The organism is Streptomyces sp. NPDC005402, assembly GCF_040606575.1.
Taxonomy (GTDB): domain Bacteria; phylum Actinomycetota; class Actinomycetes; order Streptomycetales; family Streptomycetaceae; genus Streptomyces.
Genome location: NZ_JBEXFB010000011.1, coordinates 166,701 through 191,742, shown reverse-complemented (window position 1 = coordinate 191,742; position 25,042 = coordinate 166,701). Strand labels below are relative to the sequence as shown.

The 25,042-nt window shown below is 69.7% G+C and carries 18 protein-coding genes and 1 pseudogene; 10 read left to right on the top strand and 9 right to left on the bottom strand.

The features are described 5' to 3' along the window. Positions 1 to 8: 8 nt before the first annotated feature. Entirely contained in the window at positions 9 to 1,775 is a 1,767-nt protein-coding gene (arc, locus tag ABZT02_RS22825; RefSeq protein ID WP_062045307.1) for a proteasome ATPase, read from the bottom strand. Between the two features lie 244 nt (positions 1,776 to 2,019). On the opposite strand from arc, the gene ABZT02_RS22820 reads away from it, so the two are divergent. Next, complete coding sequence (locus ABZT02_RS22820) at positions 2,020 to 2,325, top strand: ferredoxin (RefSeq protein WP_356019897.1); 306 nt, start codon at positions 2,020 to 2,022, stop codon at positions 2,323 to 2,325. A 57-nt stretch (positions 2,326 to 2,382) separates the two neighbouring features. On the opposite strand, the gene ABZT02_RS22815 is transcribed toward ABZT02_RS22820, so the two are convergent. The 3 genes from ABZT02_RS22815 to ABZT02_RS22805 all read right to left on the bottom strand — a co-directional run bounded on the left by ABZT02_RS22815 (position 2,383) and on the right by ABZT02_RS22805 (position 5,741). Next, positions 2,383 to 2,961 carry a hypothetical protein gene (locus tag ABZT02_RS22815; protein ID WP_356019895.1) on the bottom strand — a complete coding sequence of 193 codons (579 nt, stop codon included), beginning with the start codon at positions 2,959 to 2,961 and terminating at the stop codon, positions 2,383 to 2,385. A 213-nt stretch (positions 2,962 to 3,174) separates the two neighbouring features. After that, positions 3,175 to 4,077, bottom strand: coding sequence for a tRNA (adenine-N1)-methyltransferase (locus ABZT02_RS22810; RefSeq protein WP_020117726.1), 903 nt, complete (start codon positions 4,075 to 4,077; stop codon positions 3,175 to 3,177). 38 nt (positions 4,078 to 4,115) lie between these two features. Then, positions 4,116 to 5,741, bottom strand: a complete 1,626-nt coding sequence (locus ABZT02_RS22805) for a site-2 protease family protein (protein WP_356019892.1) — start codon at positions 5,739 to 5,741, stop codon at positions 4,116 to 4,118. A gap of 709 nt (positions 5,742 to 6,450) precedes the next feature. Here ABZT02_RS22805 and ABZT02_RS22800 point away from each other — a divergent pair. Together ABZT02_RS22800 and ABZT02_RS22795 are read left to right on the top strand one after the other, a co-directional pair. Further along, positions 6,451 to 7,335, top strand: a complete 885-nt coding sequence (locus ABZT02_RS22800; RefSeq protein ID WP_356020141.1) for a RecB family exonuclease — start codon at positions 6,451 to 6,453, stop codon at positions 7,333 to 7,335. 14 nt (positions 7,336 to 7,349) lie between these two features. Further along, positions 7,350 to 8,021: a response regulator transcription factor gene (locus tag ABZT02_RS22795; protein ID WP_356019890.1), complete on the top strand. Its 672-nt coding sequence runs from the start codon at positions 7,350 to 7,352 to the stop codon at positions 8,019 to 8,021. Positions 8,022 to 8,094: 73 nt separating this feature from the next. On the opposite strand, the gene ABZT02_RS22790 is transcribed toward ABZT02_RS22795, so the two are convergent. The 4 genes from ABZT02_RS22790 to metH all read right to left on the bottom strand — a co-directional run bounded on the left by ABZT02_RS22790 (position 8,095) and on the right by metH (position 16,141). Continuing rightward, positions 8,095 to 9,675, bottom strand: coding sequence for an ABC transporter substrate-binding protein (locus ABZT02_RS22790; protein WP_356019888.1), 1,581 nt, complete (start codon positions 9,673 to 9,675; stop codon positions 8,095 to 8,097). Positions 9,676 to 9,754: 79 nt separating this feature from the next. Next, on the bottom strand, positions 9,755 to 11,359 hold the full coding sequence (locus ABZT02_RS22785; protein WP_356019886.1) for an ABC transporter substrate-binding protein: 1,605 nt from the start codon (positions 11,357 to 11,359) through the stop codon (positions 9,755 to 9,757). Between the two features lie 434 nt (positions 11,360 to 11,793). Further along, on the bottom strand, positions 11,794 to 12,492 hold the full coding sequence (locus ABZT02_RS22780) for an HAD family phosphatase (protein ID WP_356019883.1): 699 nt from the start codon (positions 12,490 to 12,492) through the stop codon (positions 11,794 to 11,796). 127 nt (positions 12,493 to 12,619) lie between these two features. Beyond that, positions 12,620 to 16,141, bottom strand: a complete 3,522-nt coding sequence (gene metH / locus ABZT02_RS22775; RefSeq protein ID WP_356019881.1) for a methionine synthase — start codon at positions 16,139 to 16,141, stop codon at positions 12,620 to 12,622. A 284-nt stretch (positions 16,142 to 16,425) separates the two neighbouring features. Between metH and ABZT02_RS22770 the strand changes: the two genes are divergently transcribed. The 7 genes from ABZT02_RS22770 to ABZT02_RS22740 all read left to right on the top strand — a co-directional run bounded on the left by ABZT02_RS22770 (position 16,426) and on the right by ABZT02_RS22740 (position 24,168). After that, positions 16,426 to 17,199 carry an IclR family transcriptional regulator gene (locus ABZT02_RS22770; RefSeq protein ID WP_356019879.1) on the top strand — a complete coding sequence of 258 codons (774 nt, stop codon included), beginning with the start codon at positions 16,426 to 16,428 and terminating at the stop codon, positions 17,197 to 17,199. A 321-nt stretch (positions 17,200 to 17,520) separates the two neighbouring features. Next, the gene (locus ABZT02_RS22765) at positions 17,521 to 18,321 is read left to right on the top strand and encodes an MIP/aquaporin family protein (RefSeq protein WP_356019877.1); all 801 of its coding nucleotides are present in this window, start codon (positions 17,521 to 17,523) and stop codon (positions 18,319 to 18,321) included. Positions 18,322 to 18,414: 93 nt separating this feature from the next. Next, positions 18,415 to 19,956, top strand: coding sequence for a glycerol kinase GlpK (gene glpK / locus ABZT02_RS22760; protein WP_356019874.1), 1,542 nt, complete (start codon positions 18,415 to 18,417; stop codon positions 19,954 to 19,956). Positions 19,957 to 19,997: 41 nt separating this feature from the next. Then, entirely contained in the window at positions 19,998 to 21,614 is a 1,617-nt protein-coding gene (locus ABZT02_RS22755; protein ID WP_356019872.1) for a glycerol-3-phosphate dehydrogenase/oxidase, read from the top strand. A gap of 269 nt (positions 21,615 to 21,883) precedes the next feature. Then, on the top strand, positions 21,884 to 22,216 hold the full coding sequence (locus ABZT02_RS22750) for a hypothetical protein (protein WP_356019870.1): 333 nt from the start codon (positions 21,884 to 21,886) through the stop codon (positions 22,214 to 22,216). Positions 22,217 to 22,312: 96 nt separating this feature from the next. Then, on the top strand, positions 22,313 to 22,984 hold the full coding sequence (locus ABZT02_RS22745; protein ID WP_356019867.1) for a FadR/GntR family transcriptional regulator: 672 nt from the start codon (positions 22,313 to 22,315) through the stop codon (positions 22,982 to 22,984). 161 nt (positions 22,985 to 23,145) lie between these two features. Next, positions 23,146 to 24,168 (top strand): PAC2 family protein, encoded by a 1,023-nt coding sequence (locus ABZT02_RS22740; protein WP_356019865.1) that lies wholly within the window; start codon positions 23,146 to 23,148, stop codon positions 24,166 to 24,168. Positions 24,169 to 24,212: 44 nt separating this feature from the next. Here ABZT02_RS22740 and ABZT02_RS22735 read toward each other — a convergent pair. Continuing rightward, positions 24,213 to 25,039 (bottom strand): annotated as a pseudogene (locus tag ABZT02_RS22735) (superoxide dismutase). Positions 25,040 to 25,042: the final 3 nt, after the last annotated feature.

Below are 25,042 nucleotides of genomic sequence, written 5' to 3'. Positions count from 1 at the left end.
CCCTGTCTTTACAGGTACTGACCGGTGTTCGCCACCGTGTCGATGGAGCGTCCGGTGTCGGCGCCCTGCTTTCCGGTGATGAGCGTACGGATGTAGACGATCCGCTCGCCCTTCTTGCCGGAGATGCGGGCCCAGTCGTCCGGGTTGGTGGTGTTGGGCAGGTCCTCGTTCTCCTTGAACTCGTCCACGCAGGCCTGGAGGAGGTGGGAGACGCGGAGACCCTTGGCGTTGTGGTCGAGGAAGTCCTTGATCGCCATCTTCTTGGCGCGGCCCACGATGTTCTCGATCATGGCGCCGGAGTTGAAGTCCTTGAAGTAGAGGACTTCCTTGTCGCCGTTGGCGTAGGTGACTTCCAGGAAGCGGTTTTCCTCGGATTCCGCGTACATGTGTTCCACGGCCGTCTGGATCATGCTCTGGACGGTGGTGGCCTTGCTGCCGCCGTGCTCGCCGACGTCGTCGGAGTGCAGCGGGAGGCGCTCGGTGAGGTACTTGGCGAAGATGTCCTTGGCGGCCTCGGCGTCGGGACGCTCGATCTTGATCTTCACGTCCAGGCGGCCGGGGCGCAGGATGGCGGGGTCGATCATGTCCTCACGGTTGGAGGCGCCGATCACGACCACGTTCTGCAGGCCTTCCACGCCGTCGATCTCGGCGAGCAGCTGGGGGACGATGGTGTTCTCCACGTCCGAGCTGACACCGGAGCCGCGGGTGCGGAAGAGGGATTCCATCTCGTCGAAGAAGACGATGACGGGTGTGCCCTCGCTGGCCTTCTCCCTCGCACGCTGGAAGACGAGGCGGATCTGCCGCTCGGTCTCGCCGACGTACTTGTTGAGGAGCTCGGGGCCCTTGATGTTGAGGAAGAAGCTCTTGCCGGTGGCCTGGCCGGTGACTTCGGCGACCTTCTTGGCCAGCGAGTTGGCGACGGCCTTGGCGATGAGCGTCTTTCCGCATCCGGGGGGCCCGTAGAGCAGGACGCCCTTGGGCGGGCGCAGTTCGTGCTCCTTGAACAGGTCCGGGTAGAGGTAGGGGAGCTCGACGGCGTCCCGGATGGCCTCGATCTGGCCGCCGAGTCCGCCGATCTGTTCGTAGCCGATGTCGGGGACTTCTTCGAGGACGAGTTCCTCGACCTCGCTCTTGGGCACGACCTCGTAGACGTAGCCGGAGCGTGGTTCGAGGAGCAGGGCGTCGCCGGGGCGGATGGTGACGTCCATCAGTGGCTCGGCGAGCCGGACCACCCGTTCCTCGTCGGTGTGTCCCTGTACGAGGGCGCGCTGGCCGTCCTCGAGGATCTCCTTGAGGGTGACGATGTCGCCGACGCTCTCGTACTCCATGGCCTCGACCACGTTGAGAGCTTCGTTGAGCATCACTTCCTGGCCGCGTCGGAGCTCTTCGAGTTCGACGCTGGGGCTGACGTTCACCCGCAGTTTGCGGCCGCCGGTGAAGATGTCGGCGGTGCCGTCCTCGTTCGCTTCGAGGAAGACGCCGAAGCCGGCCGGTGGCTGTGCGAGCCGGTCGACCTCCTCCTTGAGGGCCACGATCTGGTCGCGGGCCTCACGGAGCGTGTTGGCGAGTCGCTCGTTCTGGGCGGACACGCCGGCCAGGTTGGTCTGCAGCTCGACGATCCGCTCTTCGAGAATCCTCGTGTGTCGCGGAGAGTCGGCGAGCTTGCGTCGCAGGACGGCGATCTCCTGCTCAAGGTAGGCAATCTGCCCGGACGGGTCGTCGGACCCTCGTCCCGGGCGGATGCCGCGGTTCATGTCGTCGTCGTGGGCTGCCACGGTCCTCACCTCCTCCAAGGGGAGCTGGACGCTTCCAGACCCTACCTGGGTGGGTGTCGATTGAAACCCCTAGATCACAAAGACTGTCGAGGTGTGTCCGATCTTCACCCTTGCGCTCTCCCTCACGCCAGGGGAATACCCACCGAACAAGATTGGAAAGCTGCCGAAGGTAGGGTCGAAGTGTTCAACACCCGTCAGAGCTGGCCGGATTCCCGTTCGGCTCGGGTCATAAACGGCAGGAGAGATGAGAGTGCAGCAGGAGGCCGGGGCCGGCGGCGAGACTCTGGAGGTCTGGATCGATCAGGACCTCTGTACCGGTGACGGCATCTGTGTCCAGTACGCGCCGGAGGTGTTCGAGCTGGACATCGACGGTCTGGCGTATGTGAAGGGCTCGGGCGACGAGCTTCTGCAGGACAGGGGCGCCACAACGCCCGTACCGCTGCCGCTTCTCACCGATGTGGTCGACTCGGCGAAGGAGTGTCCGGGGGCGTGCATCCATGTACGTCGGGTTTCGGACAGCGTCGAGATCTACGGTCCGGACGCGGAGTGACCGGAAAGCCGCTCTGCGTGACTGCTGTCTGATTTCTCACAGATGTGATCGCTTCGGTCAGACGGTGTGCGTGCCCGCGGGGGTCGAGCGGACGAACGAGCCGTCCTTCCACTGCCACTTCGCCTTGTCCTTCACGTCCGGACAGCAACTGGGTACGTCGGACGTGGAGTAGCCGAGCAGGGTCGCGAGGACGGCGCCGTCGCTCACTGTGAAGTCGGTGACGGTGTTGCGGGTCCTGGGGCTCAGCAGGGTGGCGACGACCCGGGGTTCGCCGGTGCCCTTCGCGTGTGTGATGACGTAGACGGCGTCGGGCGGGGTGCCCATGGGGGCGTCGCAGTGGACCACGACGACTGTTTCCGGCCGTCCGTCGCCGTCGAGGTCTCCGGAGATCCGTTTTTGCACTTTCGCCTTGACCGGGCCGCAGTCGATCGGGAAGTGGACGTGCGCGGGGTCGGGCGCGGTCGTGGCCGCCGGGGCGGTTCTGGCCTCGGGGCCGGCTGCCTGGGCCGCCGTCGCGGGGTTGGGCTGCAGGACCGAGGAGAGGGCCACGACTCCTGCCACGGCGGTGGCGGTGGCGACCCAGTGGATCGGGCGGGTGTGCGTGTGTGCCAGTTCCGGGACGGCGGATTGCTGCACTAGGAGCGTCTCCTGTGAGGGCTGTGCCGGTGGGGGGGTGGCCAGCATGGTGCCACACGTCACAGGTGGGCGGAACGTCGGGGTGGGTACTTGTCCTGGTTTCCTCGCGGCGGTTTCTGCCGCTCCCTCAACGCGGAGGCGCCGGGGTGGAGTTCCGCTGGTCTGCGGGAACTCCACCCCGGCGCCTGTACGTTGGCTGCGGCAGGGGGCGCCTCAGCGGCCGGAGCCGCCGTCGGCGTTGGGGCCGGTGTAGTCCTCGCCGTAGGCGCCCTTGGCGGGGCGGCGGCGGCGCATGGGGGGCTCGACGCCGTCGGCGAGGCGGCGGGCGGTGAGCAGGAACCCGGTGTGGCCGATCATGCGGTGGTCCGGGCGGACGGCCAGGCCTTCCACGTGCCAGTTGCGGATCATCGACTCCCAGGAGGTGGGCTCGTTGAAGGAGCCGATCTCGCGGATGGACTCGACGGTCCGGGCGAGCTGGGTGGTGGTGGCGACGTAGCAGCACAGGATGCCGCCGGGGACGAGGGCCTTGGAGACGGCCTCCAGGCATTCCCAGGGGGCGAGCATGTCGAGGATGACGCGGTCGACGTCGGCGTCGGACAGGTTGTCCTGGAGGTCGCCGACGGTGAGCTGCCAGGCGGGGTGGGGGCCGCCGAAGTAGCGCTCCACGTTCTGCTGGGCGATCTCGGCGAAGTCCTCGCGGCGCTCGTAGCTGTGCAGCATGCCCTGGTCGCCGATGGCGCGCAGCAGGAAGCTGCTGAGCGAGCCGGAGCCTACGCCGGCCTCCACGACGCGGGCGCCGGGGAAGATGTCGGCGAAGGCGAGGATCTGCCCCGCGTCCTTGGGGTAGACCACGGCGGCGCCGCGGGGCATGGACAGGACGTAGTCGGGGAGCAGGGGGCGCAGCGCGAGGTAGGCGACGTTACCGGTGGTGCGGACAACGCTGCCCTCGGGTGCGCCGATCAGCTCGTCGTGCGGGAAGGAACCCTTGTGGGTGTGGAAGTTCTTTCCCTCTTCGAGCGTGAACGTGTAGTGGCGGCCCTTGGGGTCGGTCAGCTGAACCTGGTCCCCGACCTTGAAGGGCCCGCGCCTGCGGGCGGCACCGGTCGGTTCGGACATGTGAACAGCCTACCGGTCCGCGGAGGGGCCGCCGACCACTAGGAGGGTCTGGCCATGGCCTTCACGAAGGCGCGTTCCACGTCGGCCGCGGAGAGGACGCCGTAGATCTCGCCGGTCTCCTCGACGACGAGGTATTCGGTGGCGGGGGTGGCGCGGAGGGTGTCCAGCAGGTCCTCGCCCGCGAGTTCGGCGGAGACGCGCATGCCGTCGGTGAGGTCCTGGGCGAGGCCGCTGACGGCGACCCAGGGGCGGCGGTGTTCCGGTACGCCGACGATGGCGGCCTCGCGGACGAGGGAGAGCGGGGTGCCCTCGGCGTCGACGACGACCAGGGCGCGGGCGCCGGCGTCGTTGGCGCGGCGCAGGGCCTCGGACAGGGGGGTGTCGGTCTCGACGGGGACCGCGCGGCGGGTGAGGGTGCGGGCGCGCAGTTCGGGGAGGTGTTCGCGCAGGCGGGCCATGCGCAGGCTGTTGCCGGCGCCGGTCCAGATGATCGCGGCGAGGATGGCGGCGAGCAGGGCGTCCATCACGGTGTCCATGCCGACGTTGTCCTCGGCGGAGGTGCCGAGGGCGCCGGACTGGGTGAGCAGCGGGAGGCCGATGAGGACGCAGACGGCGAGGGCGCGGCCGACCCAGGCGGCGGCGATGGTGCCGGTCATGGGCCTGCCGGTGATCTTCCAGACGACGGCGCGGAGCATGCGGCCGCCGTCGAGGGGGAGGCCGGGCAGGAGGTTGAAGGCGGCCACGATGAGGTTGGAGACCATCAGGCCGGCGAGCAGGACGCCGGGGACCGTGCCGGGTTCGACGGGCTGCATGGCGAGGTAGAAGAGGCCGGCGAGGATCAGGGAGAGCAGCGGGCCGACGAAGGCCAGCACGAACTCCCGGCCGGGGGTCTCGGCTTCCTTCTCGATCTCGGAGACGCCGCCGAAGAACTGGAGCTGGATGCGGCGGACGGGGAGCTTGAAGCGCAGGGCCGCGACGGTGTGGGCGAGTTCGTGGACGAGGACGGAGGCGTAGAAGGCGACCGCGAAGAAGAGGGAGACGAGGTAGCGGGCGGCGCCGAGTTCGGGCAGTACGCGGTCCAGTTGGCCGCCGAACACCCAGGTGATGAGCGCGGCGACGAGGAACCAGCTGGGGGCGACGTAGACGGGCACGCCGAAGGGGCGGCCCATCAGCAGTCCGCCGCGCGGCTGGGGGGACTGGGGCGGGGGGTTCCTGGGGGCGGTGGAGTGGGCGAGGGTGCGGTGGTCGTCGGTGGGGTGGGGGTCGCGGGGCGCTTCGGGGTCGTGCGGGGCGGCGGGCGTGCGGTGGGTCGCGTCGGCGCGCTCGGGGGTGTCGGCCCCGGAGGTGGGCGGCTCCTCGGCGTCCCCGGTACCGGTCCGGCTCCCGGGGGCCCGCTCGTCGTCGGGTGCGGGGGCGCCGGCGGTATCGGACGTCGGCGGGTCCTGGCCGGTGTCGTGATCCGCACCCGGCTGTCGTGCGGCGGCGGTGCCGTCGGTTGGGCCATCGGTGGTCGGGGGCTCGGTGGACGGGGCGGCCGCCGGAGTCCCGTTGTCGTGCGGGTCGGGGGGCGTGGGGTCGGTGGTCTGGGCCGTGGGCCCTGCGTGGGGCTTGGCCGGCCGGTCCGTGCCGGACCGCGGCTGCCCGCTCCCGCCGCTCTCGTCCACGATGTCCCCTCGTTCGAAGCGTCTTCCGCGCCTGCCGTGCGGAAGGTCTCGGGTCGATGGTATGCGGCGGTCGCGGCGCGTTCCGCCCCGGCACCCCCCGTGTTTGCTCAGGGGTCACGGCGGTCACGGCCGCGATGTGGGTCACTGTCAGTGGCGGGCCGTATGGTCTGTGGTCATGGAGACGAGCACGGAGGGCCTGGCCGAAACCACCGCCGACGACCCGTCGGTCACGGCGCGGATTCGGACGGCCGAGGAACCGGACACGGCCGGAGCCGGGGTCGCGGCGACGGCGGTCGAGGCCGGTTCGGATGGCGGGGGCACGGCCGTCGACGATCCGCGGGCGGCGGACGCGGCACAGCCCGGGGCGGTCGAGGCACGGGACTCGATCGGTCCTGAGATCGCGCCGACGACGGTCGCGGCCGGTACACAGGCCGGCGACTCCGTCGATGCCCCGCAGGCGACGCAAACGCTGGGCGCCGCGCGGCCCAGAACGGCCGAGGCACCCGACACCGCCGGGCCCGGGGTCGCCGCGACGGCGGCCGAGGCGGGTCCGGATGGCGGGGACACGGCCGTCGACGATCCGCGGGCGGCGGACGCGGCACAGCCCGGGGCGGTCGAGGCACGGGACTCGATCGGTCCTGAGATCGCGCCGACGACGGTAGCCGCCGGTACGCGGGGCGGGGCGGGGGCGGTTCCGGTTGTAGGAGCTGTGCCGGACACCGGTGCGGGGTCCCGGGGTGCCGTCGTGGCGCCTGCCGCGCCCGCATCCCTGTCCCCTTCTCGTGCCAATGACTTCATGCAGTGCCCGCTGCTGTACCGGTTCCGGGTGATCGACCGGCTGCCGGAGAAGCCGAGCGCGGCGGCGACCCGGGGGACCCTGGTGCACTCGGTGCTGGAGCGGCTTTTCGACGTTCCGGCCGGGGAGCGGACCGCGCCGGCGGCCAAGTCGCTGATCCCCGGTCAGTGGGACCGGCTCCGGGAGAGCCGGCCGGAGGTGGTGGAGCTGTTCGCCGACGATCCGGAGGGCGAGCGGCTGGCGACCTGGCTGGCTGAGGCGGAGCAACTGGTCGAGCGGTGGTTCACGCTGGAGGACCCGACGCGTCTGGAGCCCGCCGAGCGGGAGTTGTTCGTCGAGGCGGAGCTGGACTCGGGGCTGCGGCTGCGCGGGATCATCGACCGGGTCGACGTGGCGGCGACCGGCGAGGTGCGGATCGTCGACTACAAGACCGGCAAGGCGCCCCGGCCCGAGTACGCGGAGGGCGCGCTGTTCCAGATGAAGTTCTACGCGCTGGTGGTGTGGCGGCTGAAGAACGTGATCCCGCGCCGGCTCCAGCTCGTCTATCTCGGCAGCGGTGACGTCCTGACGTACGATCCGGTCCTCGCCGACCTGGAGCGTGTCGAGCGCAAGTTGCTGGCGCTGTGGGAGGCGATCCGGCAGGCCACGGAGACGGGTGACTGGCGACCGCGCCCGACCAAGCTGTGCGGCTGGTGCGACCACCGGGAGCACTGCCCCGAGTTCGGCGGCACTCCCCCGCCCTATCCACTGCCGGTGAAGTCCGCGTCCGGCGAGCAGGGCAGAATGGGGCCGGACTAGCGAAGGAGACTTACGTGGCCATCCGCGTCCTACTGGTCGACGACCAGCCGCTGCTGCGTACCGGGTTCCGGATGATTCTGGAGGCCGAGCAGGACATCGCGGTCGTGGGCGAGGCCGGAGACGGCCTTCAGGCTATCGACCAGGTGCGGGCGTTGCAGCCCGACGTGGTCCTGATGGACATCCGTATGCCGCGGATGGACGGTGTGGAGGCGACCCGGCAGATCACCGGTCCCGGGCGGGACGGCCCGGCCAAGGTGCTGGTGCTGACCACCTTCGACCTCGACGAGTACGTGGTGGAGGCGCTGCGGGCGGGGGCCAGCGGGTTCCTGCTCAAGGATGCTCCCGCCAATGAGCTCGTGCAGGCGATCCGGGTGGTGGCCGGGGGTGAGGCGATGCTCGCGCCGAGCATCACGCGCCGGCTGCTTGACAAGTACGCCACGCACCTTCCGTCCGGTGACGAGCCGGTGCCGGACACGCTGCACACGCTGACGGACCGCGAGGTCGAGGTGCTGAAACTGGTGGCGCGCGGGCTGTCGAACGCGGAGATCGCGGCGGATCTGTTCGTCAGCGAGACCACGGTGAAGACGCATGTCGGTCACGTGCTGACCAAGTTGGGGCTGCGGGACCGGGTGCAGGCCGCGGTGTACGCGTACGAGAGCGGTCTGGTGCGTCCCGGCGCGCAGTAGCCGTGCGTAGTGCGCCGAAGAGGGCGCCCCCTTCCTGACAGGGGGCGCCCTCTTCGTGTGTGCGGCGGTCGGATCAGCCCTTGCTGAGCTCCCAGAAGCGGAAGACCGTGGAGGCGTCGAGGCAGTACTCCAGGCCGTAGACGTCGTCGCGGACGACGGCGTACTGCTTGGCCTGCCAGACCGGGAGGACGGGGACGTCCTCGGCGACGAGGTCCTGGAGGGTGCCGAAGTGGTCGTCCGTCGCGGAGCGGTCCGGCTGGGCGGCGGTCTCGGGGATGAGGGAGCCGGTGATCTTGTTGTTGCTGTAGTGGTTGTCCAGCACGTTGCCCTTGCCGAAGAAGGGGGCGGTGAAGTTGTCGGCGTCCGGATAGTCGGGCACCCAGCCCTTGACGTACACGCCGTACTTGCCGGCGGCGATGTCCTTCTCGTACTGGTCGAAGGCCACGGACTTGACGTCGGCGTCGAACAGCCCGCTGGCGTTGAGCTGCTGGGCGATCGTCTTGAGTTCCTGGTCGGTGGCGGGGCCGTAGCGGGACGGCGTGGACCACAGGGTCAGCTTCACCTTGCCGGTGATGCCCTCTTCGGTGAGGGCGGCCGCGGCCCTGGACTTGGAGGGCTGGGCGCCGTAGGTGTCGAAGAAGGCCGTGTTGTGGCCCGCGATACCGGCCGGGATGATCGAGTAGAGCGGGGTCGCGGTGCCCTGGTAGACGTCGTGGATGAGGGCTTCGCGGTCGAGCAGGTAGGCGATCGCCTTGCGGACGCCGAGCCGGCCCGCGACCGGGTCGTTCATGTTGAAGACGAGGTGCTGGACCTCGGCGCTGGTGCCCTCGACGACTTCGACGCCGGAGTCGGGGGAGGCGTTCTCGATGTCGGCGATGTCGCCGGCGCTCAGACCGCGGTAGGCGAGGTCGACCTTGTTGTCGGTCAGGGCGGTCTTGAGGGCGGCCTGGTCGCCGTGGAAGAACTTGACCGTGACGCCGGAGTTCTGGGTCTCGGCGGTGCCCTTGTAGTTCTCGTTGACGGAGAACACGGCCTGGTCGTCGTCGAACGAGTCGAGCTGGTAGGGGCCGGAGCCGATCGCCTTGCCGTCCTCGCGCAGGCCGTCGGCGTCGTACTGGGTGTGGTCGACGATGGAGCCGGCGCCGGAGGCGATCTTGCTCGGGAAGGTGGCGTCGGCGGTGTTCAGCCGGAAGACGACGGTCTTCTCGTCCGGGGTCTCGACCTTGTCGAGCATCGGGAACATGATCGCGGGACCGGCGTCGTCGTTGATCTTCAGCAGGCGGTCGAAGGAGAACTTGACGTCCTCGGAGGTGAGCGGGTCACCGTTGCTGAACTTGAGGCCGGCCTTGAGGGTGCACTCGTACACCCGGGTCCTGGTGTCGGTGAACTCGCAGCTCTGGGCGGCGTCCGGCTCCGGTTCCGTGCCGCCCTTGGGGAAGCTGAGCAGCGACTGGAAGACGTTGTTGAACAACAGCCAGGAGCCGGGGTCGTAGCCGGAGGCCGGGTCGGTGGCGAGGACGTCGTCGGACATGCCCATGATCACCGAGGAGCCGTCGGAACCGGGCCCCCCGGACTCCGTGCCGCAGCCGGTCAGCAGGCCCGAGGCCAGTCCTGCCACGACGGGCAGGACAGACCACTGGATTCGCTTGTTCACGTGCGAGTGCCTTGTCGTCGGTTCTTGTGGAATCCCGGGCCCGTCCGCCCGGGCCCGGAGCAAAGGGGGCGTCGGCCGGTCAGCCGCTCACGCCCTTGCCGAGTTCCCACAGCTGCAGCGTCGACGAGGAGTTGAGCGCGTAGGCGGTGCCCGTGACGTCGTCGCGCGCGGCGACGTACTGCTTGCCCTGCCACAACGGCAGCACGGGGACGTCGTTGGCGACGATGTCCTGGATCTCGGTGAGGCTTCCGGACGCGGCGAGACGGTCGGCCTCGCGGCGGGAGTCCGGGATCAGGGTGTTGCGGATCTTGCCGTTGTCGTAGGGCGAACCGAGGAAGTTGTCCTTGTCGAGGAACGGGGCGAGGTAGTTGTCGGCGTCGGGGAAGTCCGGGAACCAGCCCATGCCGTAGACGTCGTACTCGCCCTTCTGCTCGGCCGGGCGGAAGGTGCTCCAGGGGGCGCCCTTGATGCCGACGTCGAAGAGCCCGCTGGCGTTGAGCTGCTTCTGGAGGTCCTCGAACTCCTCCTTGGTACCCGAGCCGTAGTGGTCGGTCGTGTAGTGGAGGGTCAGCTTCACCGGCGTGGTGATGCCGGCCTGTGTCAGCAGGGACTTGGCCTTGCTGACGCTCGGGTCGCCGTACTTGTTGAAGAAGGAGTTGGAGTGGCCGGTGATGGTGGCCGGGACCAGCGAGAAGAGCGGCTCGGCCTGGGTGCCGTAGACCTTGGAGACGAGTTCGCTGCGGTTGATGAGCTGGGCCATCGCCTGGCGCACGGCACGGGACTTCACGGCCGGGGCCTTGGTGTTGAAGGCGAGGTAGCGGATCTCGAGGCCGGCCATCTCGACGAGGTCGACGTCACCGCCGGACTCGTTCGACAGCTTCTGGATCTGCTGGGGCGACATGGTGCGGGTGATGAGGTCGATGTCGCCCTTTTCGAGGGCGGTGCCCATGGCGTCGGCGTCCGCGTAGGAGCGCAGTTCGACCTTGTCGTTGTTCACCGTCAACGCCCCCTTGTAATGGGGGTTCTTGGTGAACACGGCGTCCTCGAGCTCGTCGTTCTTGACGTCGGCCTTCATGGTGTAGGGGCCGGAGCCGTCGACGTCGAAACCGTCACGGAGCTTGTTCTTCTCGTAGTCGTCGGGGTTGACGATGCCGGCGACCGGGGTCGACAGCTTGTACGGGAAGGTGGCGTCGGCGGTCTTGAGGTGGAAGACGACCTCGCGGTCGCCCTTGGTCTCGACGGTGTCGATGGTGGACAGCAGGGCGAAGACGCCGGAGTCGGCCTTGATGGCGCGGGCGCGGTCGATGGAGTACTTCACGTCGGCCGCGGTGATGGCGTCGCCGTTCGCGAACTTCAGGCCGTCGCGCAGGGTGCAGACGTAGCGTTCGTTGCCGCTGTCGCTGAAGCCGCAGGACTGGGCTGCCTCGGGCACGGGTTCGCCGTCGCCCTTGGGCTGGATCATCAGGGTCTGCACGGTCTGGCGCAGGACGTTCCAGGTGCCGACGTCGTAGGCGTAGGCGGGGTCGAGCGGCGCGGGAGCGTCCTTCGTGGCGGTGAACCGGTCCGTGGTGCCTACGGCGATGGCGTCGTCCCCGCCGCTGCCGCTGCTGGACCCGCCGCAGGCGGCGAGCACCGGCGCGAGCAGACCTATGACGGCCGGCAGCACCAAAGTCTTGCGGTTCATGCTCGAGTTTCTCCACAGCTGTTCAGTCCGTGTACCCGGCATGCAGGGGTGGCGCGGCGGATCACGGGGTTAGGGCGATGTTCTCACCAGGAGATTAGTCCGCACCTGCACGAGGGTTCACAGTCACCGGAGTTGGGCTTCCATCACGCAGTGAAACCGGGTGTGGACGCACCGAAGGCCCACCGAGGGAAGGATTGGTGCAGGGTTTCATCAATCGGGACACATGGGCGCGTCCGCGCCCCGGGAAGCGGGGCGTCGGGCACAGCCTCGACCGCCTGTCGAGGGTCCGTCGAGTGAAGAACCTCACACCCGCAAGAGGGCGCCGACGGGCCGGAATTCGGCCGTCCGGCGCGCTTCGAATTCGTGCGACAGGGCCCTGGGGAATTACCGCGCTATCCGTGCCGCACGCTGGGTGAACACCCGAGGCATTTCCGTCATCGAAGGGCGATCAGGCCGCGCAGAAATGTCAGGTCGACCTCTTCGAGCGAACCGACGACCGTGCGTCCGGGGGCCGGGGTGATGGGGGCCACCGAGGGCACGGCCACGACCTGGCAGCCGGCGGCCTCGGCGGCGGCGACACCGGTCGCGGTGTCCTCGACGACCGCGCATCTGGCCGGGTCGGCGCCGAGTCCGGCGGCGGCGAAGAGATACGGGTCCGGGTGCGGCTTGGTGCGCGGCACCTCGTCGCCGGCGACCGTGAGGCCGAAGTGCTGGTGGCCGAGGGTGTCGAGGACGCGGTCGATGATGCGCCGGTGCGAGGCGGAGACCAGGGCGGTGGGGATCCGGTGCGCGGACAGTTCGGCCAGCAGCCGGGTGGCGCCGGGCATCAGGGGCAGGGCGCGGCCGATACGGTCCTCGAAGCCCTGGTTGAGCAGGACGGTGAGCTCGGCGAGGGTGATGTCGGCGCCGGTGGCCTCGATCAGGAAGCCCGCGCTGCGGGTCATGGGACCGCCGACCACGACATGGCGCCAGGAGTCGTCGAGGGTGTGACCGAGGCGCGCGAAGACCTCGACCTCGACGTCCCACCAGAAGCCCTCGGTGTCCACCAGGGTGCCGTCCATGTCGAGGAGGACGGCCTGCAGGGCCGAGCCGTCTGCCGTTCGGGTCACTGGCGCGGGGACCGTACTGGTCATCCACGTACCTCCTTGAGGGACGAGCAGGCCGGTTCCCACGAAGGGAACCGGCCAGCGGTGGACCGACCAGTGTACGACTTATCCGATCAGTGTGCTCGGTGAGCCGGACGTGGGCGGCTCGGCGAGCTCAGCGGGCGTTGAAGTACTTCGCCTCCGGGTGGTGGATGACGATCGCGTCGGTGGACTGCTCGGGGTGGAGCTGGAACTCCTCGCTCAGGTGGACGCCGATGCGCTCGGGCTGGAGCAGGTCGGCGATCTTGGCGCGGTCCTCCAGGTTCGGGCAGGCGCCGTAGCCGAGGGAGAAGCGGGCGCCCCGGTACTTCAGGGCGAACATGTCCTCGATGTCGTTCGGGTCCTCGCCGGCGTAGCCCAGTTCCGAACGCACGCGCGCGTGCCAGTACTCGGCGAGCGCCTCGGCCAACTGGACGGACAGACCGTGCAGTTCGAGGTAGTCGCGGTAGGCGTTTGCCTCGAAGAGCTTGGCCGTCTGCTCGCCGATCCGGGAGCCGACGGTGACGACCTGGAAGCCGACCACGTCCGTCTCGCCGGACTCCTCGGGGCGGAAGAAGTCGGCGAGGCACAGCCGCCGTCCGCGGCGCTGGCGCGGGAAGGTGAAGCGGGTGCGCTCGTTGCCCTCCTGGTCCAGGATGATCAGGTCGTCGTCCTTGGACACGCACGGGAAGTAGCCGTAGACGACGGCGGCTTCCAGCAGGTTCTCGGTCTGCAGCTGGTCCAGCAGACCGCGCAGCCGGGGCCGTCCGTCGGTCTCGACGAGCTCCTCGTACGTCGGTCCCTCGCCGGTGCGGGCCTGCTTGAGCCCCCACTGGCCCTTGAACAGGGCACCCTCGTCGAGCCAGGAGGCGTACTCCTTGAGCTGGATGCCCTTGATGACGCGGGTGTCCCAGAACGGCGGGGTGGGCACCGGGTTGTCGGTGGCCACGTCGGAGCGGACATGCCCCTCTTCGGGCCGCTCCTCCTCGACGGTCACGGCGCTCGCGCGCACCCGACGCTGCTTGAGCTCGGGCAGCTTGGCGCCGGGCACGCCCCGCTTGACGCCGATGAGGGCGTCCATGAGGCGCAGGCCCTCGAACGCGTCGCGGGCGTAGCGGACCTCGCCTTGGTAGATCTCGTGCAGGTCCTGTTCGACGTACGCCCGGGTCAGCGCGGCTCCGCCCAGGATGACCGGGAAGTCCGCCGCCATGCCGCGCTGGTTGAGCTCCTCCAGGTTCTCCTTCATGATCACCGTGGACTTGACCAGGAGGCCGGACATGCCGATGACGTCGGCGCGGTGCTCGGCGGCAGCGTCCAGGATCGCGGAGACCGGCTGCTTGATGCCGAGGTTGATCACGTTGTAGCCGTTGTTGGACAGGATGATGTCGACGAGGTTCTTGCCGATGTCGTGGACGTCGCCGCGGACGGTGGCGAGCACGATGGTGCCCTTGCCGGCCTCGTCGCCCTCGACCTTCTCCATGTGCGGTTCGAGGTAGGCCACCGCGGTCTTCATCACCTCGGCGGACTGGAGGACGAACGGCAGCTGCATCTGGCCGGAGCCGAACAGCTCGCCGACGACCTTCATGCCGTCCAGGAGGGTGTCGTTGACGATGTCGAGGGCGGGGCGGTCCGTCAGGGCCTCGTCGAGGTCGGCCTCCAGGCCGTTCTTCTCGCCGTCGATGATGCGGCGCTTGAGGCGCTCCTCCAGCGGCAGGGCCGCCAGTTCCTCGGCCCGGCCCGCCTTGAGGGACTTGGTGGTGGCGCCCTCGAACAGGGCCATCAGCTTCTGGAGCGGGTCGTAGCCCTCGGCGCGGCGGTCGTAGATGAGGTCGAGGGCGGTCTGCACCTCTTCCTCGCTGAAGCGGGCGATCGGCAGGATCTTCGACGCGTGGACGATCGCCGAGTCCAGACCCGCCTTGGTGCACTCGTCGAGGAAGACCGAGTTCAGCAGGACGCGCGCGGCGGGGTTGAGGCCGAAGGAGATGTTCGACAGGCCCAGCGTGGTCTGCACGTCCGGGTGGCGGCGCTTGAGTTCACGGATCGCCTCGATGGTCGCGACGCCGTCCTTGCGCGACTCCTCCTGACCGGTACAGATGGTGAAGGTCAGGGTGTCGATGAGGATGTCCGACTCGTGGATGCCCCAGTTGCCGGTCAGGTCGTCGATGAGCCGTTCGGCGATCTCGACCTTCTTCTCGGGGGTGCGGGCCTGGCCCTCCTCGTCGATGGTCAGCGCGATCAGCGCGGCGCCATGCTCCTGGGCGAGCTTGGTGACCTTCGCGAAGCGGGATTCGGGGCCGTCGCCGTCCTCGTAGTTGACGGAGTTGATGACCGCGCGGCCGCCGAGCTTCTCCAGACCGGCCCGGATGACGGGGACCTCGGTGGAGTCCAGGACGATCGGCAGGGTGGAGGCGGTGGCGAAGCGGCCGGCCAGCTCCTTCATGTCCGCCACACCGTCGCGGCCGACGTAGTCCACGCAGAGGTCCAGCATGTGGGCGCCCTCGCGGATCTGCTCGCGGGCCATCTCCACGCAGTCGTCCCAGCGGGCCTCCAGCATGGCCTCGCGGAACTTCTTCGAGCCGTTGGCGTTGGTGCGCTCGCCGATGGCCAGGTAGGAGGTGTCCTGGCGGAACGGGACCGTCTGGTAGAGGGAGGCGGCGCCGGGCTCCGGCTGTGGGGTGCGCTCGGCGGGCGTGAGGTCGCGGACGCGTTCGACGACCTGGCGCAGGTGCTCGGGGGTGGTGCCGCAGCAGCCGCCGATCAGGGAGAGGCCGTAGTCGCGGACGAAGTTCTCCTGGGCGTCGGCCAGGCCCTCGGGATCGAGCGGGAAGTGCGCGCCGTCCTTGGTGAGGATCGGCAGACCCGCGTTCGGCATGCACAGCAGCGGGATGCGGGAGTGCCGGGCGAGGTACCGCAGGTGCTCGCTCATCTCGGCCGGGCCGGTCGAGCAGTTCAGGCCGATCATGTCGATGCCGAGCGGCTCCAGCGCGGTCAGCGCGGCGCCGATCTCGGAGCCGAGCAGCATCGTGCCGGTGGTCTCGAACGCCATCGAGACCACCAGCGGCACATCGGCGCCGGTGGCCTCCAGCGCCCGGCGGGCGCCCAGCACGGAGGCCTTCGTCTGGAGCAGGTCCTGCGTGGTCTCGACGATCAGGGCGTCGGCGCCGCCGGCGAGCAGTCCCTCGACGTTGGCCTGGTAGCCGTCGCGGATCGTGGCGTAGTCGATGTGGCCGAGGGTGGGCAGCTTGGTGCCGGGGCCGACGGAGCCGAGGACCCAGCGCGGGCGGCCGTCGCGGGCGGTGTGCTCGTCGGCCGCCTCACGGGCGATGCGGGCGCCCGCCTCGGACAGTTCGTGCACGCGGTCGGCGATGTCGTACTCCGACGCGGCGGTGTGGTTGGACCCGAAGGTGTTGGTCTCGACGCAGTCGACGCCCACCGCGAAGTACGCGTCGTGGACGGAGCGGACGATGTCCGGGCGGGTCACATTGAGGATCTCGTTGCAACCCTCGAGATTCTCGAAGTCCTCGAGGGTGGGGTCCTGGGCCTGCAGCATGGTGCCCATCGCTCCGTCGGCGACCACCACTCGGGTGGCGAGCGCCTCGCGGAGCGCGGACACACGGGTCCGGCTGTCGGCGGAAGGGGTCGGTGGCGACGAGGCCATGAAGGGGCTCCCTCAGTTGCGACGGCTGTCGGCTTCAGGCGCCCGTGAGTCGTCCCACGCCGGGCGCACCACGCCAGGGTAGCCGGGTCCCCGCCGGGATGGTCGGCACGTCCACGGGGCGGACGAGGATGTCGGGCAGGTCACCGCCGGGACACCAGTGACGCAACAGTTGCCGACCGACCATTAGCGGGAGGTCGGCATCGACCGGTAGTGTTCGACATTGCCGAACAGCGGCAGCGACGCCGTAACACGCGGCTGTCGAAGGGGACGGAGGCGGAACGGCGATGGCACGGAACATCCAGTCGCTCGAACGGGCGGCCGCGATGCTGCGGCTCCTCGCGGGCGGCGAGCGGAGACTCGGCCTGTCGGACATCGCCTCGTCCCTGGGCCTCGCCAAGGGCACCGCGCACGGCATCCTGCGCACCCTCCAGGCGGAGGGGTTCGTGGAGCAGGACGAGGCCTCGGGGCGGTACCAGCTGGGCGCCGAGCTGCTGCGCCTGGGCACCACCTATCTGGACGTGCACGAGCTGCGCGCGCGTGCGCTCGTGTGGACGGACGACCTGGCCCGCTCCAGCGGCGAGAGCGTCCATCTGGGCGTGCTGCACCAGCAGGGCGTGCTGATCGTGCATCACGTCTTCCGGCCCGACGACAGTCGGCAGGTGCTGGAGATCGGGGCCATGCAGCCCCTGCACTGCACGGCGCTCGGCAAGGTGCTCTCGGCGTACGACCCGGTCGCGCACAGCGAGGCACTGGAGAGCGACCGCAAGGCCTTCACCGAGCGGACCGTGTGCGACCTGGAGGAGTTCGAGCAGCTCCTCGACGTCACGCGCGCGCGTGGGTACGCGGCGGACGTGGAGGAGACCTGGGAGGGCGTCGCGTCCATCGCCGCGCCCATCCACGACCGGCGGCGGATGCCGGTCGGCGCGGTCGGCATCACGGGCGCCGTGGAGCGGCTGTGCCGGCCCGACGAGGAGGGCGCGTTGCGCCCCGAGCTGATCGCGGCGGTGCGGGACTGCGCCCGCGCGGTCTCGCGGGACCTGGGCGCAGGGCGGTTCTGAAGCCCGCAGGACAGGGCCGGCACGTCGGTGACGTGCCGGCCCTCGCTCGCACTCTGACACAACGACACAAATCACCAGAACAAGATCGTTGACTCACAGCTATGAATAACGATCGTGTTTTCGACTACAGAACTCTTGACGTGCGCGTAACCCCGGAGCAAGACTCCCGTCCATCGGTCGGCATTGTCGAACACCTACCGGCAATACGCGCTAGAGTGTGACAACGCCAAGGGCCGGAATCGCTCTCACCCCCGAGGGCAGCTCGAACCTCCGGAGGGACCCGGGGTTCGGTCCCCTGGACGAAGGACAAAGGAGTCGCGGGTGTCCAGCTCCGACATCTTCATCGGCGAGACCATCGGTACCGCCATACTCATCCTGCTCGGCGGTGGCGTGTGCGCCGCCGTCACGCTGAAGGCCTCCAAGGCCCGCAACGCCGGCTGGCTCGCCATCACCTTCGGGTGGGGTTTCGCCGTTCTGACGGCTGTCTACACCTCGGCGCCGCTCTCGGGCGCCCACCTCAACCCGGCCGTGACGCTCGCGCTCGCGCTGAAGAAGGACGGCATCTCCTGGGGTGACGTCCCGATCTACTGGGGCGGTCAGTTGCTCGGCGCCATGATCGGTGCGGCGCTGGTCTGGGTCGCCTACTACGGCCAGTTCCACGCGCACCTGACCGACAAGGAGATCGTCGGCGCTCCGGGCGCGCAGGCCACGGCCACCAAGGCCGTCGAGGCGCAGGAGAAGGGCGCCGGCCCGGTGCTGGGCATCTTCTCCACCGGCCCCGAGGTCCGGGTCGCCTGGCAGAACGTCGCCACGGAGGTCATCGGCACGATCGTGCTGGTGCTGGCCGTCCTGACGCAGGGTCTCAACGGTGACGGCAAGGGCCTGGGCACCCTGGGCGCCCTGATCACCGCACTGGTGGTCGTCTCCATCGGTCTCTCCCTCGGTGGCCCGACCGGCTACGCGATCAACCCGGCCCGTGACCTCGGTCCGCGTATCGTGCACGCCCTCCTGCCCCTGCCCAACAAGGGCGGCTCCGACTGGAGCTACGCCTGGGTCCCGATCGTCGGTCCGCTGATCGGCGGGGCGATCGCCGCAGGCATCTACAACATCGCTTTCGCTTAGAACATCCGAAGCGGTCGTACAGCAAAGCAGTCGTAGATCAGCCGTAGATCAGTCGTAGACAGACCCTTACTCACGGAACCCCGGGAGCACACAGTGACCGACGCCCACACCGCCGGCCCCTTCATCGCCGCCATCGACCAGGGCACCACCTCCAGCCGCTGCATCGTCTTCGACAGGGACGGCCGTATCGTCTCGGTCGACCAGAAGGAGCACGAGCAGATCTTCCCGAAGCCGGGCTGGGTCGAGCACAACGCCAACGAGATCTGGACCAACGTCCAGGAAGTCGTCGCCGGAGCCATCCAGAAGGCCGGCATCACCCGCGACGACATCAAGGCCATCGGCATCACCAACCAGCGCGAGACCACGCTGCTCTGGGACAAGAACACCGGTGAGCCCGTCCACAACGCCATCGTCTGGCAGGACACCCGCACCGACGCGCTCTGCCGCGAGCTCGGCCGCAACGTCGGCCAGGACCGCTTCCGCCGCGAGACCGGCCTGCCGCTGGCCTCCTACTTCGCCGGCCCGAAGGCCCGCTGGCTGCTCGACAACGTCGAGGGACTGCGTGAGCGCGCCGAGCGCGGCGACATCCTCTTCGGCACCATGGACAGCTGGGTCATCTGGAACCTGACCGGTGGTGTCAACGGCGGCAAGCACTACACCGACGTCACCAACGCGTCCCGCACCATGCTGATGAACCTCCACACGCTGGAGTGGGACGAGAAGATCGCCGAGTCCATCGGCGTGCCGCTGTCGATGCTCCCCGAGATCCGCTCCTCGGCCGAGGTCTACGGCGAGGTCACGGGCGGCAAGCTGGGCGACCTGCTCGGCGGCATCCCGGTCGCCTCGGCGCTCGGCGACCAGCAGGCGGCCCTGTTCGGCCAGACCTGTTTCGCCGAGGGCGAGGCCAAGTCGACGTACGGCACCGGCACGTTCATGCTGATGAACACCGGTGACAAGATCATCAACTCGTATTCGGGACTGCTGACGACGGTCGGCTACCGCATCGGCGACGAGGCACCGGTCTACGCCCTGGAGGGCTCGATCGCCGTCACCGGTTCGCTGGTGCAGTGGATGCGCGACCAGATGGGCCTGATCTCCACCGCCGCCGAGATCGAGACGCTCGCGCTCTCGGTCGAGGACAACGGCGGCGCGTACTTCGTGCCGGCGTTCTCCGGGCTCTTCGCCCCGTACTGGCGCCCGGACGCCCGCGGTGTGATCGCCGGCCTCACCCGGTACGTCACCAAGGCGCACATCGCCCGCGCCGTCCTGGAGGCCACCGCCTGGCAGACCCGTGAGATCAGCGACGCCATGACCAAGGACTCGGGCGTCGAGCTCGCGGCACTCAAGGTCGACGGCGGCATGACCTCCAACAACCTGCTGATGCAGACGCTCTCGGACTTCCTGGACGCCCCCGTGGTGCGCCCGATGGTCGCCGAGACCACCTGCCTCGGTGCCGCCTACGCCGCCGGTCTCGCCGTCGGCTTCTGGACCAGCACCGACGACCTGCGCGCCAACTGGCGCCGGGCCGCCGAGTGGACCCCCAACATGGCCGCGGAGAAGCGCGACCGTGAGTACAAGAGCTGGCTCAAGGCCGTCGAGCGGACCATGGGCTGGCTCGAGGACGACGAGAGCTGAGCACCACCCTCAACAGCTCTGACGAGGAGTAAGAACCCCACATGACCAGTCAGTCCACCCTGCAGTCCGTGCCTGCCCTCGGTACGCGCCCGGCCTCCGGCTCCAACCCGAGCCGCGCCGAGACCCGGGAGCAGCTCTCCAAGGCGTCGTACGACCTTCTCGTGATCGGCGGCGGCATCCTGGGCATCTCCACCGCCTGGCACGCCGCGCAGTCCGGCCTCAGGGTGGCACTGGTCGACGCCGGCGACTTCGCCGGTGCCACCTCCTCCGCCTCCTCCAAGCTGCTCCACGGCGGTCTGCGCTATCTGCAGACCGGCGCGGTGAGGCTGGTGGCGGAGAACCACTTCGAGCGCCGTGCGGTCTCCCGCCAGGTGGCCCCCCACCTGGCGAACCCGCTCACCTTCTACCTCCCCGTGTACAAGGGCGGGCCGCACGGCGCCGCGAAGCTCGGGGCGGGCGTCTTCGCCTACTCCGCGCTCTCCGCGTTCGGTGACGGCGTCGGCCACCTCCTGTCCCCCGCCAGGGCGGCGCAGGACGTGCCCGAGCTGCGCACCGACAACCTCAAGGCCGTGGCCGTGTACGGCGACGACCAGATGAACGACGCGCGCATGGCGCTGATGACGGTCCGCGCGGCCGTCGAGGCGGGCGCGGTGGTGCTCAACCACGCCGAGGTGACCGGCCTTCGCTTCACCAAGGGCCGGGTGACCGGAGCGGATCTGCGCGACCGGCAGTCCGGTGACGAGTTCGGCGTCAACGCGCGGCTCGTGCTCAACGCGACCGGCCCCTGGGTCGATCACCTGCGCAGGATGGAGGACCCGAACGCGGCGCCGTCCATCCGCCTGTCCAAGGGCGCGCACCTGGTCCTGAAGCGGACCTCGCCGTGGAAGGCCGCGCTCGCGACCCCCATCGACAAGTACCGGATCACCTTCGCGCTCCCCTGGGAGGACATGCTCCTTCTCGGCACCACGGACGAGGAGTTCGAGGGCGACCCGGCGGACGTCTCGGTCACCGAGAAGGACACGGCCCAGATACTCGACGAGGCCGCGTTCTCCGTCCGCGACCAGCAGCTCTCCCGTGACCTGATCACATACTCGTTCGCGGGGCTGCGGGTGCTGCCGGGCGGTCCCGGTGACACGGCCAAGGCCAAGCGCGAGACCGTGGTCACGGAGGGCCGTGGCGGCATGCTGTCCGTCGCGGGCGGCAAGTGGACGACGTTCCGCCACATCGGCCGTACGGTCATGCAGAAGCTGGAGGCGCTCCCGGGCGCTCCGTTGGGCGACGACTACGAGCCCATCTCCTCCCTGCCGAAGAGGCTCCCCCTCCCCGGTGTCGCCAACCCGCGCGCGGTCGCGCACCGTCTGCTGGTGGACAACCCGGCGCCGGGACCGCGCATGGCCGCCGACACGGCGAAGCACCTGGCGACCCACTACGGCTCCCTCGCCTTCGACATCGCGCGCCTGGCGAACGAGAACCCGGAGCTGGGCGAGCGCGTCCACCCCGACGCCCCGGAGATCTGGGCACAGGTCGTGTACGCCCGGGACCACGAGTGGGCCGAGACGCAGGACGACGTGCTGCGCCGCCGGACGACGCTGACGATCCGGGGCCTGGCCACGGACGACGTCCGGGCGAAGGTGCAGGACCTGCTCGACAAGAAGTAGGCGTCACGACGCGGAAAGGGGCGGCTCCTGCTGACGGAGCCGCCCCTTTCGCCTGTGCCAGGCAGGGAGTTGCGGGCCGGATTATTCGCAGGCGCCGACGGCACAGCGCGTCTGTCGCGCGGGGCGATGATCACCGATGCGGATGTCGCCGCCCAGCTCGCGCCTGCCGGATTCCTGTTCCTGCGGCGCCTGGACGAGGCCGACGCCCCGCCCCGCCCGCTGCCGCCCCTTCACAGCCCCGCCAGTTGGTCAGGGACGGGTGGTACGGGATGGCGACCGAGTACGGGCTCCTCGACGACGGCCGCGAGTTCCTGCTCGCGGTCGACTACGCCGACCCCGACGATGTGGACCGCGCATGGGCATGGGTCCGCGTCCGCCTCCTCGACGACTGGGACCTGGGCGGTGGGGACGACGGGCCGCTGCCGAGGTGGACGCGCTGCTACCGGGGCGAGCGTTTCGTGCCCAAGTTCACGGTGATGGCACTCGACGGCCGCACGATGATGAACCCCACCCTGTGGGGCGACGGCACCGTCAGCACGATCGTGATCCCCCCGGGCGCGCTCCCCCGCGGCACCGGGCCCGGCACGACGAGCGGGCCGTGATCGCGGATCTGGAGGCAGTCGTGCGCGCCGACCTCATAATGGGCTGAGAGATCCGACGTCTCAGCGCACCGCGGGGCGAGAAGGAGGCCGGAAGACATGGCTGTCACCGACGAGGCGATCGAGAAGATCAAGGGCATGATCGTCTCCGGCGCGCTGCGCCCCGGCGACCGGCTCCCCAAGGAGAGCGAACTCGCCTCCGAACTGGGGCTGTCCCGCAACTCCCTGCGCGAGGCCGTGCGGGCCCTGTCGCTGATCCGCATCCTGGACGTACGCCAGGGCGACGGCACGTATGTGACCAGCCTGGATCCACAACTCCTGCTGGAGGCACTGAGCTTCGTCGTCGACTTCCACCGCGACGACACGGTCCTGGAGTTCCTGGCGGTACGCCGCATCCTGGAGCCGGCCGCCACCGCGATGGCCGCCTCCCGGATCAGCGAGCAGCAACTGGACGCGCTGAGCGCCCAGTTGGACAAGCTCGGCGACAGCCCGTCGGTGGAGGAACTGGTCGCCTGCGACCTCGACTTCCACCGCGGGATCGTGCAGAGCTCCGGCAACTCCGTGCTCTGCTCGCTCCTGGACGGACTGTCGGGCCCCACCACCCGGGCCCGGATCTGGCGCGGACTGACCCAGGAGGACGCGGTCAGCCGCACCCTGCACGAGCACCGCGCGATCCTGGCGGCCCTGCGGGACCGGGACGGCGAGGCGGCCCGCTCCTGGGCGACGGTGCACATCGCGAGCGTGGAGCAGTGGCTGCGGTCCACTCTGTGAGTCACCGGGGCCCTGAAACAGCTCGGAGGACCGCGGGGTGTTCCCGGGGGGTGAACGGGGCAGTGATCGTTCACTGCCCCGTGCTAGGGGGCTGCGGGCGCTCCCGCCGGACGCCGTAAGGTTGGTGCGTTAGGCGAGGGCACGTCGGAAGGAGGCGCTGGGTGATCGAGCTCGAGGGGGTTCCCGAGCTGATCGACCCGGTCATGGTGGCCGCGTTCGAGGGCTGGAACGACGCCGGCGACGCCGCCTCCACCGCGGTCGCGCATCTGGACAGGGAGTGGAAGGGCGAGGTGTTCGCGGCGCTCGACGCCGAGGACTACTACGACTTCCAGGTCAACCGCCCCACGGTGTGGCTGGACGGCGGAGTGCGCAAGATCACGTGGCCGACGACAAGACTGTCGGTGGTCCGCGTCGGCGGTGACAAGCCGCGCGATCTCGTACTCGTCCGAGGTATCGAACCGTCGATGCGGTGGCGCTCGTTCTGCAACGAGCTGCTGGGCTTCGCCCACGAACTGGGCGTGGAGCTGGTGGTGATCCTGGGCGCGCTGCTCGGTGACACCCCGCACACCCGTCCGGTCCCGATCAGCGGGACCACGTCCGATCCGGACCTGGCCCAGCGGATGGACCTGGAGGAGACCAAGTACGAGGGCCCCACGGGCATCGTCGGCATCCTCCAGGAGGCCTGCACCCACGCGGGCGTGCCCGCGGTGTCGCTGTGGGCGGCCGTACCGCACTACGTGTCACAACCGCCGAACCCGAAGGCGACGCTGGCCCTCCTGAACCGTCTGGAGGACCTGATCGACGTGCGGATCCCGCTGGGCGAGCTCGGCGAGGACGCGCGCGCCTGGCAGGTGGGCGTGGACCAGCTGGCCGCCGAGGACAGCGAGGTCGCGGAGTACGTGCAGACGCTGGAGGAGGCCCGGGACACCGCGGAGTTGCCGGAGGCCTCGGGCGAGGCGATCGCCCGGGAGTTCGAGCGGTATCTGCGGCGCCGGGACGGCGGCCAGCCGGGGCAGCCGGGCGGACACGCGACGGCGGACGGCAGCGACAGCACGACCTATCTGCGGGACAGCCCCGGCGGTCGTACGAAGCCTCCCAGGCCGCCCAAGCCGGAGGCCGAGACGGAGACGGGACCGGAGCGGGAACCGGAGACGGACGACGAGGACTCCTCCTCCGAGGACTGAGCCGGTGAGGGCGGTGCGCGGGATGCGCACCGCCCTCGGCCGTGTCAGACCTGCCGCACCGCCACCGCGTCGTAGTCGGTGGTGGGCGTGGGCTCCACGTCGAAGCGGGCGTTGGGCAGATACAGGCGCCTGCCCCAGGCGGCGACCGTGGTGGGGATGCGGAAGCGCGGATCGGTGATCCGGGTGATCGCGGTGCCCCGGGTACCGGAGTCGTTCAGCCGGAACACGTCGATCGCGTTCTGCTGCTGCTGGACGGCGTAGAGGATCCGGCCGAGCAGCAACAGGCCGTCGCCGTTGGGGAGTTTCGCCGTGCCGAGGTCGACGGCCCGGGCGGCGCCGGTGTGCGGGTCGACCCGCATGAGGCCACCGCCGTTCGCGAAGCCGTTCACCACGAGCAGGGCGCGGCCGTCGGGCGTCTGCGGTCGGGGGGCGGCCGGGGCGCCGGTGGCCTCGGCGACGTCGATGAGGGTGCCGCCGGTGGCGTACACCTGCTCGGTCTCGCCGGAGCGGGCGTCGACGGTCCGGATCTCGCCGCTGTCTCCGCCGGCGATGAAAGTCTGCGGCCCTGCCGGTCGATCTTCAGGCCCACCGTGGGGCGGCCGGCGCCTTTCGCGACGACTTCGCCGCGGCCGGTGGCCAGGCTCGCCCGGTAGATGTCGCCGTTCGCGAGCGAGCCGAAGTAGGCGTACGGCTCGGAGTCGATGGTGATGCCCTCGGGCTGGAAGCCGTCGGGGAGGGGGAACTGCGCGGGCCACGCCGTGTGCCGGGGCTCGGCCGCGTGCGCGGTGCCGCCGAGCAGGGCCGCTCCGGTCAGCGCGGCGGTCGTGGTCGGAAGTGTGCGACGTGCGAAGGAACGGTCTGCGGTTGCCACGGT